The organism is Pseudomonas sp. 14P_8.1_Bac3 (assembly GCF_025466085.1).
Classification (GTDB): domain Bacteria; phylum Pseudomonadota; class Gammaproteobacteria; order Pseudomonadales; family Pseudomonadaceae; genus Aquipseudomonas.
In genome coordinates this window covers 130,658-144,119 of the sequence record NZ_JANLOD010000048.1, presented here as the reverse complement: position 1 = coordinate 144,119, position 13,462 = coordinate 130,658, and the positions used below count along the sequence as shown (strand labels likewise).

14 protein-coding genes are annotated in these 13,462 nt (G+C 59.5%); 2 read left to right on the top strand and 12 right to left on the bottom strand.

Features of this window, described 5'->3' with window-relative positions; translation table 11 throughout:
• The first annotated feature begins 28 nt into the window (after positions 1-28).
• Both NTD84_RS13495 and NTD84_RS13490 read left to right on the top strand, forming a co-directional pair.
• The gene (locus tag NTD84_RS13495) at positions 29-2,566 is read left to right on the top strand and encodes a PAS domain-containing sensor histidine kinase (RefSeq protein ID WP_262166173.1); all 2,538 of its coding nucleotides are present in this window, start codon (positions 29-31) and stop codon (positions 2,564-2,566) included.
• A gap of 55 nt (positions 2,567-2,621) precedes the next feature.
• Complete coding sequence (locus NTD84_RS13490) at positions 2,622-2,897, top strand: peptidylprolyl isomerase (RefSeq protein ID WP_262166172.1); 276 nt, start codon at positions 2,622-2,624, stop codon at positions 2,895-2,897.
• 70 nt (positions 2,898-2,967) lie between these two features.
• Here NTD84_RS13490 and NTD84_RS13485 read toward each other — a convergent pair whose 3' ends face one another.
• The 12 genes from NTD84_RS13485 to NTD84_RS13430 all read right to left on the bottom strand — a co-directional run bounded on the left by NTD84_RS13485 (position 2,968) and on the right by NTD84_RS13430 (position 13,234).
• Entirely contained in the window at positions 2,968-3,885 is a 918-nt protein-coding gene (locus NTD84_RS13485; RefSeq protein ID WP_262166171.1) for a sugar kinase, read from the bottom strand.
• A gap of 134 nt (positions 3,886-4,019) precedes the next feature.
• Positions 4,020-5,237: an amino acid deaminase gene (locus NTD84_RS13480; protein ID WP_262166170.1), complete on the bottom strand. Its 1,218-nt coding sequence runs from the start codon at positions 5,235-5,237 to the stop codon at positions 4,020-4,022.
• 39 nt (positions 5,238-5,276) lie between these two features.
• Positions 5,277-6,041 carry an IclR family transcriptional regulator gene (locus NTD84_RS13475; RefSeq protein WP_262166168.1) on the bottom strand — a complete coding sequence of 255 codons (765 nt, stop codon included), beginning with the start codon at positions 6,039-6,041 and terminating at the stop codon, positions 5,277-5,279.
• 143 nt (positions 6,042-6,184) lie between these two features.
• Complete coding sequence (locus NTD84_RS13470) at positions 6,185-6,574, bottom strand: RidA family protein (protein ID WP_108217295.1); 390 nt, start codon at positions 6,572-6,574, stop codon at positions 6,185-6,187.
• Positions 6,575-6,604: 30 nt separating this feature from the next.
• Complete coding sequence (locus NTD84_RS13465) at positions 6,605-7,396, bottom strand: amino acid ABC transporter ATP-binding protein (RefSeq protein WP_262166165.1); 792 nt, start codon at positions 7,394-7,396, stop codon at positions 6,605-6,607.
• Positions 7,393-8,055: an amino acid ABC transporter permease gene (locus tag NTD84_RS13460; protein WP_262166163.1), complete on the bottom strand. Its 663-nt coding sequence runs from the start codon at positions 8,053-8,055 to the stop codon at positions 7,393-7,395. The genes NTD84_RS13465 and NTD84_RS13460 overlap by 4 nt, the downstream gene beginning before the upstream one ends.
• Before the next feature lie 9 nt (positions 8,056-8,064).
• Positions 8,065-8,727 carry an amino acid ABC transporter permease gene (locus tag NTD84_RS13455; RefSeq protein WP_262166161.1) on the bottom strand — a complete coding sequence of 221 codons (663 nt, stop codon included), beginning with the start codon at positions 8,725-8,727 and terminating at the stop codon, positions 8,065-8,067.
• A 52-nt stretch (positions 8,728-8,779) separates the two neighbouring features.
• Positions 8,780-9,628, bottom strand: a complete 849-nt coding sequence (locus NTD84_RS13450; protein ID WP_262166160.1) for a transporter substrate-binding domain-containing protein — start codon at positions 9,626-9,628, stop codon at positions 8,780-8,782.
• 405 nt (positions 9,629-10,033) lie between these two features.
• Positions 10,034-10,882: a DUF6216 family protein gene (locus NTD84_RS13445; protein ID WP_262166158.1), complete on the bottom strand. Its 849-nt coding sequence runs from the start codon at positions 10,880-10,882 to the stop codon at positions 10,034-10,036.
• 50 nt (positions 10,883-10,932) lie between these two features.
• Positions 10,933-11,214 carry a type II toxin-antitoxin system RelE family toxin gene (locus tag NTD84_RS13440; protein ID WP_262166157.1) on the bottom strand — a complete coding sequence of 94 codons (282 nt, stop codon included), beginning with the start codon at positions 11,212-11,214 and terminating at the stop codon, positions 10,933-10,935.
• On the bottom strand, positions 11,204-11,452 hold the full coding sequence (locus NTD84_RS13435) for a type II toxin-antitoxin system Phd/YefM family antitoxin (protein ID WP_262166155.1): 249 nt from the start codon (positions 11,450-11,452) through the stop codon (positions 11,204-11,206). The genes NTD84_RS13440 and NTD84_RS13435 overlap by 11 nt, the downstream gene beginning before the upstream one ends.
• Before the next feature lie 222 nt (positions 11,453-11,674).
• On the bottom strand, positions 11,675-13,234 hold the full coding sequence (locus NTD84_RS13430) for a TerC family protein (RefSeq protein ID WP_262166154.1): 1,560 nt from the start codon (positions 13,232-13,234) through the stop codon (positions 11,675-11,677).
• Positions 13,235-13,462 lie beyond the last annotated feature (228 nt).

Genomic DNA, 13,462 nt, shown 5'->3' with positions numbered 1-13,462 from the left:
CATACTGACAGATATGCAGGACACCTTGATGAACGCAATACCCACCGGCAGCGATGCCCAGGCCTTGATTGCCAGACTGGACTGGACGTGCACCCCCCTGGGCGCCGCCAGTGACTGGCCGCAGAGCCTGCGCACCGCGGTGGACATCGTGATTCATTCGCCGATGCCGATGCTGTTGCTGTGGGGCCCGGCGCTCACGCAGATTTACAACGACGGCTTCGCCCTGCTGGCCGGCAGTAAACATCCGCACGCTTTCGGACAGCCGACACACCTGATCTGGCCAGAGCTCCAGGACTTTACTGACCCGATTTACAGCGCCGTCCTACAAGGTCAGGTGCGAACCTACAGTGAACAGCGTTTTACCCTGCAACGTGATGGTGAAGATTCCGATTTCTGGCTGGATTTGACCTACAGCCCGATCCGCGATGAAAGCGCCGAGGTCGCTGGCATCCTGGTCACCGCCATCGAAACCAACGAGCGCCGGCGTATCGCCCTCGAACTTGAACAGCGCTCGGCCGCCAGCCTGAAGGCCCAGCGCGAAACCGAGGAACGCCTGCAACTGGCGCTGGCCGCCACCGACGCCGTCGGCACCTGGGACTGGGACATCAGCGACGACCGCTTTATCGCCGACAGCCATTTCGCCCAACTGCACGGTGTCGACCCGCTGCTCGCCAGCCAGCTGCCGATCAGTGCCTACCTCGAAGCCGTGCACCCGGAAGACCGCGGGATGGTCACCCGGGGCATCAAGCACTGCATTACCCATGGCACCGAATACGCCGAGGAATATCGCTTGCTCCAGGCCGATGGGCAGCTGCGCTGGGTGTTTGCCCGTGGCCGCTGTTACAAGGATCACCATGGCCGGCCCATTCGCTTCCTCGGCGCGGCCCTCGACCTGACCGAACGCAAACTCACGGAACAAGCGCTGCGCCAAAGCCAGACCGAGTTGCAGCTGATCATCAACGCGATGCCGATCCTGATCAGCTACGTCGACGCCGAGGAGCGCTTTCGCCTGAACAACGCCGCGTACCTGGACTGGTACGGCCTGACGCCCCAGGAGCTTTACGGTCGGACCATTCGTGAAGTGCTCGGTGAAGAAGCCTACGCCCTGCGCGCTGAATACATCGCGGAGGCACTGGCGGGACGCACCTGCTGTTTCAGTATCAGCACCCCCCATCGCGATGGCAGCACCCGTCAGGCCTTGATGAACTACCTGCCGCGTCACGGAGCGGACGGCGCGGTGAACGGTTTCTACATTTTCGTGATCGACGAAACCGAGCGCAAACTGACCGAAGAAGCCTTGCGCAACCTCAACGAAACCCTTGAGGAACGTGTGGCCGCACGCACCCAGCAACTGGCCGAAGCCAACCAGCGCTTGCAGAACGAGATGTTCGAGCGCGAACGGGCCGAAGACGCCTTGCGGCACGCACAAAAGATGGAAGCAGTCGGTCAGCTCACGGGCGGCATTGCCCATGACTTCAACAACATGCTCACCGGAATCATTGGCAGCCTCGACCTGATGCAGCGTTACATCGCCGACGGCCGCGCCGCCGAGATCGGCCGTTTCACCGAAGCGGCGGTGTCGTCGGCCAATCGCGCGGCCGCCCTGACCCATCGCCTGTTGGCATTTTCCCGGCGGCAGTCGCTGGATCGCAAACCGCTGAATGCCAACGAACTGATTCATTCCCTGGAAGACCTGCTCAGCCGTACCAAGGGCGATCACATCCAGATGCAACTGCGATTGGCCGATGAACTCTGGCCGGTCAGTACCGACGTCAGCCAGCTGGAAAACGCCCTGCTCAACCTGGTGATCAACGCCCGCGACGCCATGCCCGACCGCGGCGAATTGCTGATCGAAACCGCCAACGTGTACCTCGACGGCGATGACATCACACCCGTGGAGTCGGTCAAGTCCGGCGATTACGTGATGATTGCCGTCAGCGACAACGGCACCGGCATGACGCCGTCGGTGCTGGCCAAGGCGTTCGACCCGTTCTTCACCACCAAACCCATCGGCCAGGGCACCGGTCTCGGCTTGTCGATGATTTATGGCTTTGCCCAGCAGTCGGGCGGCCACGTCAGCCTCGACAGCGTGCCGGGCCAGGGCACTTGTGTGCGTTTGTACCTCCCGCGTCTGCGTTACACGGAGCCGGAAAATACCCTGCTGCCGTTCAGCGGCGAGGCGCCTGCGGCGATTGCCGGGGAAACCGTGGTGCTGGTGGAAGATGATCCGGCGGTGCGCATGCTGGTGCTTAACCTGCTGAAAGAACTGGGGTATCACGCCCACGAAGCACAAGATGCGAAGACCGCCCTGCCCTTACTGGAATCCGGCTTGCGCGTCGATCTGCTGGTGACGGATGTCGGGCTGCCGGGCATGAACGGAAGGCAGCTGGCAGAAATTGCCCGACAGCACCGCCCTGAACTGAAGGTGCTGTTCATGACCGGTTATGCGGAGAAAGCCGCGGAACGCCAGGGTTTTCTTGAGGAAGGCATGGACATGGTGGCCAAACCGTTTTCCATCGACCTGCTGGCCAACAAGATTCGCACGATGATCGGCCAATCGGATTGAGTTAAGGCATAATCCCGCGCCCCGCTGCCATCACCGTTGCAAGGTACTCGTCCCAATGAAAGCTCAAGCCCGCCATATCCTGGTGAAAACCTTGGAAGAAGCCGAGCAACTCAAACAACGCATCGCCAAGGGCGAAGCCTTTGATGTGCTGGCCAAGAAATACTCCACCTGCCCGTCTGGCAAGCGCGGCGGCGATCTTGGTGAAGTGCGGCCGGGGCAGATGGTCGGGGTGATCGATGCGGTGATCTTCAAGAAACCGCTACGTGTGGTGCATGGGCCGATCAAGAGCAAATTTGGCTATCACCTGGTGCAGGTTTTTTATCGGGATTGAGCGGTTGGCTTGAGGGCCTCTTCGCGGGCTTGCTCGCGAACCGACTGCGAAGCAGACAGCCATCCAGCTCTTATCCGGGGATCAGCGCCCCCGGCACCTGAATCACCCGACTCGCCAACCGATGCCCGGCCTCGGCCGCCTCCACCGGGCTACCACCCTTGAGCCGACTGGCCAGATACGCCGCACTGAACGAATCCCCCGCCGCCGTGGTGTCCACCACCCGCTCAACCTTTTGCGCCGGCACCTCGAACGACTCACCCTGACAACGAATCAGACAGGCCTCGGCACCGCGTTTGAGCACCACTTCCGGCGTGCCGATCTGTTCGTACGCGGCAAACACCGCCTCGCTATCGGAAAAATGGAACAGCGCCTGTTCGTCATCCACGGTCAGCAATGCCAGGTCGACATACGGCAGCACGCTGCGATACGCCGCCCGCGCTTCCTCTATCGATGTCCATAGACGCGGCCGGTAGTTGTTGTCGAACACGATCCGCGCGCCCCGCTGTCGGGCTTCGACCAGAGTTTCCAGCAACTTCGCCCGACCTTGCACACCCAGCACCGCCAGAGTAATGCCGCTGAAATACAGCACGTCGTAATCGGGCAGCGCCGCGAGAATCGGCACCGCCGCCGGTGTGGTGAAGCAATCGCGGACCGCGGCTTCGTTGCGCCAGTAGAGAAAGCGGCGTTCACCGGCGGCATCGGTCTGGATGCAGTACAAACCGGGCAAGCGACCGGGCAAGCGCTGGACCATGCCCAGGCCGATATTTTCGTTGGCCCAGCTTTGGCACATGGCGTCGCTGAAGCTGTCATCGCCCAGGGCGGTGACGTAATCCACCGCGCCACGCTCGCCGAGTTCGCGGGACAGGTAGACCGCAGTGTTGAGGGTATCGCCACCGAAGCTTTGTTGCAGGCTGCCGTCGGCGCGGTGTTGCAGTTCGATCATGCATTCGCCGATCAGGGCGATGCGTGGGGGGGTGATGGTAGTCATGATTCTTTCTCAGTCTGTCCGATGCATTTTTGGTGTCTTACAAGGCGTCTTCGCGGGCAAGCCCGCTCCCACATCGGGTCCCATTCCAATGTGGGAGCGGGCTTGCTCGCGAAGGCCACGTCTCGGTTTCGGACTTAGAAACAGGTTTCCATGGTTTCGATGACATTCAACTGCTCATCAACGAGGCACCCGGTGCGCCACTTGTCGAACGTCAGGCACGGGTGCGATGTGCCGAACGAAATGATGTCGCCCACGCGCAACTCAACCCCCGGCGCCACGGTCATGAACGCATGCTGGTCCATCACCGCCGTCACCTTGCAGGCGCTGACATCGTCGCCCGTCGCCGGCACCACACCGGCCTTGTAACGCAACAAAGGCACCGGCAGGCCGGCGTCATACGCCACGTCGCGCTTGCCCAGGGCAATCACCGCGAAACCCGGCTCCGGCAACGACTGCACGTGAGCCCAGACTTCCAGCGCCGGGCGCAGGCCTTCGTGCAGATCGCTGCGACGGTCGAGTACGCAGCATTGCGCTTCTTTGTAGATGCCATGGTCATGCGCCACGTAGCTCCCCGGGCGCAACACGCTGAGGAAGCGGCCAGCGGCGTTTTGCGCTTCGAAGGATTCAGCGATCAGGTCGTACCAGGCCGAGCCCGACGCAGTAATGATCGGCTTCGCAATGGCGAACGCACCGCTGTCCTGCAACTGCACCGCCAGACGTACCAGCGACGCGGCAAATTCGCGGATCCCGGTCACCGCATGGTCGCCATGGATCACACCTTCGTAGCCTTCGATTCCAGTCAACGCCAGCGCCGGTTGCGCGTTGATGGCCTTGGCCAGGGCGACCACTTCCTCTTCAGAGCGGCAACCGCAACGACCGCCGACCACGCCGTACTCGATCATCACGTTCAACCGCACGCCGCGCGACGCGAAATAGGCACCGAGGTCGGCGACGTTGTCCGGGTGATCGACCATGCAGTGGAAATCGAACGTCGGGTCCGCCAGCAGATCTGCAATCAACGCCATGTTCGGCGTACCGACCAGTTGGTTGGCCATCAGCACCCGGCGCACGCCATGGGCATACGCGGCGCGGGTTTGCGTGGCGCTGGCGAGGGTGATGCCCCAGGCGCCGGCGTCCAGTTGGCGGCGGAACAGCGCCGGGGTCATGCTGGTCTTGCCATGGGGCGCGAGTTCGGCGCCGCTGTTGCTGACGAACGTCTGCATCCAGCGAATGTTGTGTTCCAGCGCTTCGCGGTGCAGCACCAGCGCCGGCAGGCTGACATCACGCACCAGATGGGCGCCGGTCTGGGCAAAGCCCTTTTCCACGGCGGCAGTCGGTTGGGCAGTAGTCATGGTCAAACTCCTCACATTCGCGGCTGCAGGCAGCCGCTGTTATTCGTTGATCCGCCGGGCGAGGCTGTTGGCGCTGTCGATCAGCACCCGGCGGTAGTCGGTGTAATGGGTCTTGGCATCGGCCCGTGGCGCGACGATGCACAGGGTCGCAATCGCGATGCCGTTGGGGTCTTTCACCGGGGCGGCGAAGCAATGGGTGAAGGTGTCGGCAACGCTGTCGAAGGAAAAGAACCCATCGATGTGCGCCTGACGGATTTCCCCGAGAAACTGCTCCAGCGGCAGGCGTTCGCCGTTGGGCAGGATGAAGTCGTCGTGGTCGATCAGGTCGATGATTTCCTGGTCGCTCAGGTGCGCCAACAACAGGCGTCCGGAGGCCGTCCAGGGAATGGGCGCGTTCTCGCCGATGTCCGAGGAAATGCGGAAATGCCGCACGCCCTCTTTCATCAGCGCCACGGTGTATTTGCGCCCGTTGAGCAGGCACATCTGCGCCGTTTCATGGGTCTGGCTGACGATCTCCTGCAAGGCATGATCGGCCTCGCGGGTCAGGTCGAAATGGCGCAGGTGCGCCTGGCCGAGGAAGTACAGCTGCCGGCCGAGGTAGACGTGACCTTCCTTGCCCACGGGTTCGAGAATGCGCCGTTCCAGCAGCGAGGCCACCAGTTCGTAGACCGTGGATTTTGGACTGCCAATGCCGCTGGCGATTTCATTCGGGCGCAGCGGCTGGCCGATTTCCTTGAGGAAATCGAGGATATCGAACGCCCGGTCCAGACCGCGGGCCCGGCGCTTGATGGTGTCTTCGGTCATGTCAGTGGTTCCCATTAAAGTGCCGGGAGTTTACCTGGGGTTCAGCGATGGCTGTAAGGCCGCCATCGCCAGCAGACTGGCTCCCACATTTGGAATGCGTTTCCCTATGGGAGCCAGCCTGCTGGCGATGAAGCCACCTCGGCTCAGGCCTTTTTCTTGTAGGCAATGCAGTCGATCTCGACCTTGCAGTCGACCATCATGTTCGCCTGCACGCAGGCCCGTGCCGGCGCGTGTTCGGGTTTGAAATACTCGGAGAACACTTTGTTGAAGCTGGTGAAATCCCGCGGATCCTCCAGCCAGACGCCAGCACGCACGACATCTTCGAGGCCATAACCCGCCTCTTCGAGAATCGCGATCAGGTTCTTCATGGTCTGGTGGGTCTGTTCGACGATGCCACCGGTAATGATCTCGCCGTCCAGCGCCGGCACCTGCCCGGAAACGTGCAGCCAGCCATCAGCCTCAACGGCGCGGGCGAACGGGCGAGGCTGACCGCCAGCGGCGGTGCTGCCGGTGCCGTAACGAGTAATGCTCATGAGTGTTTCTCCTGATTGAAAAGTGAAAGGTCAAAAACGCGTGTTCTTGAGAAATTCCGCCAGACGCGGCGATTGCGGGCGTTCGAACAGTTCCTTGGGTGGCCCCTGCTCTTCGATCCGCCCCTGGTTCATGAAAACGATCTTGTCCGAGACCTCGAACGCAAAACGCATTTCGTGGGTCACCAGCAGCATGGTCATGCCTTCGTCCGCCAGGCCCTTGATCACGTTCAGCACTTCACCGACCAGTTCCGGGTCGAGGGCCGAGGTGACTTCGTCGAACAGCATCAGGCTCGGGTTCATCGCGATGGCCCGGGCGATCGCCACCCGCTGCTGCTGGCCGCCGGACAACTGGCCCGGATAGTGATCGCGGCGCTCGAGCAGGCCGACGCGCTCCAGCCATTTTTCGGCGAGCGCCACGGCCTCGTCCTTGTGCAGCTTCTTGACCTTCAACAGGCCCAGGGTGACGTTCTGCAACGCAGTGAGGTGCGGGAACAGGTTGAACTGCTGGAACGCCATGCCGGTCATGGCGCGATGGCGAGCGATGACCTTTTCCGCGTGACGCACGCGTTTGCCGTTGACCTCGTCATAACCGATGGACTCGCCATCGAGCACGATCTGCCCGCCCTGGAATTCTTCGAGCATGTTCACGCAACGCAGCAGCGTGGTCTTGCCCGAACCGCTGGAGCCGATCAACGTCACGACGTTGCCGCGCTGCATGCTCAGGTCGACGCCCTTGAGCACTTCGAGCTTGCCGTATTGTTTGTGCAGGCCGCGAATGTCCAGCAGGGCCTGGCCGTTTTGAGTGTTGGAAGGTTGAGTCATGGCAAGGCCACCCGCTTTTCAATGTGCCGGCCGAGTAATTCGATGGCGTAGTTGATGACGAAAAACAGAAATCCGGCGAACAGGTAAAACTCCAGGGTCATGAACGTCCGGGCGATGATCTGCTGGGTGCTGAGCAGCAGCTCGGCCACACCGATCACCGAGAGCAAGGTCGAGGCCTTGACGATTTCGGTCGACGAGTTGACCCAGGTCGGCAGAATCTGCCGCAACGCCTGAGGCAACAGCACATAGCCGAGGGATTGGTAGAACGTCAGGCCGATGGCCTTGCTCGCTTCCATCTGACCGCTGGGCAACGCCTGCAAAGCGCCGCGCACAATCTCGGCGACGTGAGAACCGCAGAACAACGTCAGCCCCAAGGCACCCGCCTGGAACGCACTGATCTGCCAGCCCAGCGCCGGCGCCATATAAAAGCAGGCCAGCACCAGCACGAACACCGGCGTACCGCGGATCAGGTCGACGTAAAAACGAAACGGCGCGCGCATCCAGACATTGCCGTAAGTCAGCACCAGACCGGTGACAATGCCGACCACCGTGCCCAGCAAAATGGCCAGGGCCGACACCTGCACACTGGTCAGAAAGCCTTGCCACAGCACGTCGCGGGCAACCCATAACTCATGCAACCAACTGGGTGATTCGTACATGGGGGCCTCCTATCGGCGAATCGCCAGACGCTGCTCGAGGTAACGCAGCAGCATGGCAATGAGGTAACAGGCCGCAACATAGAGCGCTGTGGTCACCAGCCAGGTTTCAATCACCCGGTAGCTCTCGACATTGATCTTGCGCGCGTAATAGGTCAGCTCCGGCACGGCAATCGCCGCCGCCAGCGAGGTGTCCTTGAACAGCGAAATGAAGTTGTTCGACAGCGCCGGCAGCACATTGCGCAGCATCACCGGCACGGTGACGTAGGCCTTGACCTGCCACTCGCCGAGGCCGATCGCCAGACCGGCTTCGCGCTGGCCCTTGGGAATGCTCAGCAAGCCGCCGCGGAACACTTCGGTCAGGTACGCCCCGGCGTACAACGACAGGGTGATTATGAACGAGGGAATCTTGTCCAGGCGGATACCGAGGCTGGGCAGTGCAAAGTAGATCAACAGAATCAATACCAGAATCGGCGTATTGCGGATCACCGTCACATACACCGACGCCAGCACCCGAAGCGTGCGGTGCTTTGACAGCAAGGCAAACGCCATCATCAGGCCGATCACGCAGCCGATGGCGATCGACACCAGTGCCAGCTCCAGGCCCAGACCGAGCCCCGCCAGCAAGGTATCGAAATCGCGCCACACGGCGGCAAAGTTCAACTGATAGTTCATGGTCAGCAGTACCTTGAACGGGGCGATTCAGCACCGCCCCGCTCTCACGGGATCATTTGAATTCGACAGGGAAACCGATGGCCGGGGTCGGCAGATCGACACCGAACCACTGCTTGAAGGATGCCGCGTAAGCCGGGAATTCAACGCCGGTCATGGCTTCATGCAAGGTGGTATTGACGAAGTTCAGCCAGTCCTGATCGCCGCGTTTGACCGCACAGGCGTAGGTTTGCGGGCTCCAGGCGTAAGTCGGGCTGCGATAGCGACCAGGGTTCTGCACCATCAGGTATTTCACCGACGACTGATCGGTGGCCGCTGCGTCGGCTCGACCCGAATTCACGGCCTGGTACATCAGGTCCACGCTGTCGTACTGATCGACCTTGGCTTTCGGCAACGCCTGATGCACCAGCTCTTCGGCGTACACGTTCTGCAGCACCGCTACGGTCACGCTGTCACCAGCGGATTTCAGGTCTTCGATTTCCTTGTACTTGCTGTTGGCCGGTAACAGCAGGCCGACGCCTTCGCGGTAGTACGGCAGCGTGAACGCCACCTGCTGCGCGCGACTGGCGGTGACGGTGATGAACTGGCAGCTGATGTCGACTTTGTCAGTCAACAGATTGGGAATCCGCGCATCGGACGACTGCACCACGTACTCGACCTTGGCCGGGTCATTGAACAGGCCCTTGGCAATCATGTGCCCGATATCGATATCAAAACCCTGCAACTTGCCATCCGCTCCCTGGAAGTGCCACGGCGCGTTGGTACTGCCCGTCCCCACGATCAATTTCCCGCGGGCCAGCACGCTATCGAGCTTGCTGTCCGCCGCTTGGGCCACGCCCACGGCAGCAGCCGAAGCTGCAAAGAGAAAAACACACGCTTTAAACAAGGAAGGTCGGCGATGCATGGCAAGCACTCCAGGATGATGTTTATTCCGCTATACCGGAACCAGGTATGTAACAACGGAATAGACAGCAGAAAGTGTGCCACAGGTTGTAGCGGGAAGGCAGGGGTAAATGAAAAGTGTTTTGAATCAAACAGATGGAATAATGCGTGGCAACAACGTTACCAAACGAGGCAGCGGCGTAGCGCTACCGTTGGCCACACAGAGCGGGTACTTGCACCACAAAGGCAGTTGGGTGGCTCAAAATGGCGCGGGTGGGTTTATCGATATCGTGGAGTTCAACAGGTCGTCTTCGCTAGAGGCAGCTCCCACATTGGAAGCATTCTCCAGTGGGAGCGAACCTGCTCGCGAAGGGGTGATTAAAACGCCCGCCTACATCCTAAGTGGGAATGCAGAGGAACAGCGTCATCAAGGTGCAGGCTCACCGCGCATCCACGGATTCAGTTTTTCGCCCGATGCAGGCATTCTTCGAGTGAATTGTTCGAACACGCGCCGTGCAGCTTGTGCTTTGCTGCCTGCAACGATCATGGATACAAAGCCCCAAAAACCCAAAGTCAGAAAAATTCCGGACAAGGCTCGTTGCTCGAAAATGATGTTCCGGACATAACGCCCATCTGCTTCGCTGGCAAATACTCCGCAGACCAGTTGCTTGATTTCATCGTCTGGCCGAACGGTCGGCCTGATGCAGTTTTCTGGCTTCAATACCCAGTCGTCAGAAAGAAAGGATTTAGCCGAGTCTTCCCGCACCATAAAAGTGATATCACTCTTTTTCATAGTCAAAACCGCATAATCAGGGATTATGGCGATCATGCTCAAAACCATGAGAAGCATGGCCAGCACCAAGCCGGTGCCATGACGACCTTTCCAGCTGTTCAAATCAGGATTACGCATCACTAGGAGATTTGCATCAAAGTACTTTCTGCCGCGGATCAATTGAGCGATGTTGATGTCATGGCGTTTAATTCGTTCGAGCAACTCAAGCATTTGCTCATAGCTATCCAGTCGTATGCCTGTTTTGAATCGGAAACTTTCGAGGTCCTTGACGGCAGACCATTGTTGGTTGAGAAAATCACTGGAGAACTCCTTACCACCGCCTATCAATCGCCAAATGCGTTCGATCAGGAAGAAACCGGAAGCTGCTCTTAAGTAGCCATACCAGGTAAGCAGCAGGACCAGCATAAGGGGAAGACAATACTTCATGACCTCAAGGATTGCGGTCAACTGCGGAAGAACAGGTTCTACGTTACTGACAGCCATCATATTTCCTTATAAAGACAATCCTGGTCCACGATGAAATCGAAGCACAGCTAGCGATCGCTGGCATCCTTGTAAACATCTCCATGCTCCCTCTTACCCACCGCTATTACGGTCACGATCAGCACCTCATCAACTACGCGATAAACCAGTCGATAACCCGCGCTACGTAGTTTGATTTTGTAAGCATTCCCTAACCCACACAGATGGTCCGCAGGAACGTGCGGGTTGATCAGCCGCTGTTGAAGCTTTCTTTTGAATTGGTCTCTGAGGTTTGCACCGAGCTTCTTCCACTCCTTGAATGCTTTTTCAGAAAACTCCAACTCATAGGTCATCAATCGAAACCTTTATAGTCAGGTCATTTTCACGCTCCTTACATAGAGCGATCAATTCCAGATCGTCGAGGCGAGACATCATGGCCTCGTACTCTTTGGCCGGTACGCAGTAAAAAGCCGGCTCGTTGCGGTTGAGTATTGCAACGGACTGGCCACCGCCCGCGGCGACCGTACCCATCGGATTCTTTTTCAGTTCGGAGATACTCGCTACAACCTGTGAAAGCACGATATGCGGCATGAAGGTGTTTCCTGGAGTGCTTTTAGACGTACTAAAAATAGCACTCTGATGCGCGTTTGACGTTATTGCTTTTGACATGGCAGCGTTACCGAGAATGGGAAAGCGCAAAAGGTATCAGCTCCTGCGCTTCTCGATTTCCGTGTTTCTTATCGGCCAAGTCCTTCAGTCAGGGCGAACACCGTCCTGATTCACGTAGGAAAAACTTCATGAGATCTGGCACGATCACCCGCCGATGCGAACCAGCAACACCCGCGTCACCCGACGCTCCTCTACCGCCACCACCGTCATCCGCCAGCCCTGCCACTCATGGCTGTCGCCGATCATCGGCAAGCGATCGAGCAAGCTCATGACCAAACCCGCCAGGGTCTGGTAGTCGTCGGTTGGTTCAGCGGCAAAACCGGTTCGCTGCCGCACTCGCGACAGGTTCAGTGCGCCGCTGACCATGAACCCGCCCTGCTCTTCGACCACGTCCGGACCTTCGATTTCGCTGGCGTCCGGCAGTTCGCCGGCAATCGATTCGAGGATGTCGGTCATGGTCAGCACACCGACGAAGTCGCCGAATTCGTTGACCACGAAGGCAATGTGCGTCGAGGCTTTGCGCATTTGCTCCAGGGCGTTGAGGATCGAGTAGCTGTCCAGCAAGTTGAGGGGCTTGCGTGCCAGATGCTCGAGGTTCGGCTCATTGCCGGCCAGGTATTCCTTGAGCAACTCCTTCTTGTGCACGAAGCCCAGTGGCTCATCCACGATGCCGTCGCGAATCAGTGGCAGACGCGAATAGGACGAGTGCATGAGCCGAGCACGAATCGCTTCTGCGTCGTCGGACAGGTCGATGTAATCGACGTCGGCGCGAACAGTCATCAAGGTGCGGATGGGACGCTCAGCCAGTTGCAGTACGCCGCTGATCATCACCCGCTCACGACGGTCGAACAAAGCTTCACCGGGCGCCTCAGCGCTGTCCAGCAGGTCGGTAATTTCCTCACCGACCTCCTCGGCCGCCAACGTGCGACCACCGAGCAAACGCAGCACCGCATGAGCCGTGCGTTCGCGCAACGGCCGCAGGCCCTGCATGGAGCGCTTGCGCCGGGCGCGGGCGATCTGATTGAAGATTTCGATCAGGATCGAGAAACCGATGGCCGCGTACAGGTAGCCTTTCGGAATGTGGAAGCCCAGGCCTTCAGCGGTCAGGGCGAAACCGATCATCATCAGGAAGCCCAGGCACAGCATGATCACGGTCGGGTGGGCATTGACGAAACGGGTCAGCGGTTTGCTGGCGACGATCATCAGGCCGATGGAAATGATCACCGCGATCATCATCACCGCCAGCTCATCAACCATGCCCACGGCGGTGATCACCGCGTCGAGGGAGAACACGGCATCGAGTACCACAATCTGCGCGACGATCGGCCAGAACAGCGCATACGCGGTATTGGACCTGCGCTCGCCGACATGGCCTTCGAGTCGTTCGTGCAGTTCCATGGTGGCCTTGAACAGCAGGAACACGCCGCCGAACAACATGATCAGGTCACGCCCCGAGAAGCTTTTGTCGAACACCTCGAACAGCGGCTGCGTCAGGGTCACCAGCCAGGAAATGCTCGCCAGCAGGCCCAGGCGCATCAGCAGCGCAAATGACAAGCCGATGAGACGCGCACGATCGCGCTGCTCGGGCGGCAGTTTGTCCGCGAGGATCGCGATAAACACCAGGTTATCGATGCCGAGCACCAGTTCCAGCACGATCAGCGTCAACAAACCCAGCCACGCGGTGGGGTCAGCTATCCATTCCATAAAAATGTCTCGATCTCTTCAGTGAATTCACAATGCCGGGCACGGCAAGGCGCGGCCCAGAGGCCTTGGGGCATGAATGACAAAGGTATCGGGAAGTCGAAAGACTGGATGTTTCGCGGGCATCAGACGCGCGTGGAGGCGCGATGGGGAAGGATAACTGGGGGGCTCCGAGAGGGTGTTCATGCAAGTCCTGAAAATGAAAAGGCCTTGGAGCGTACAGGCGCCAGG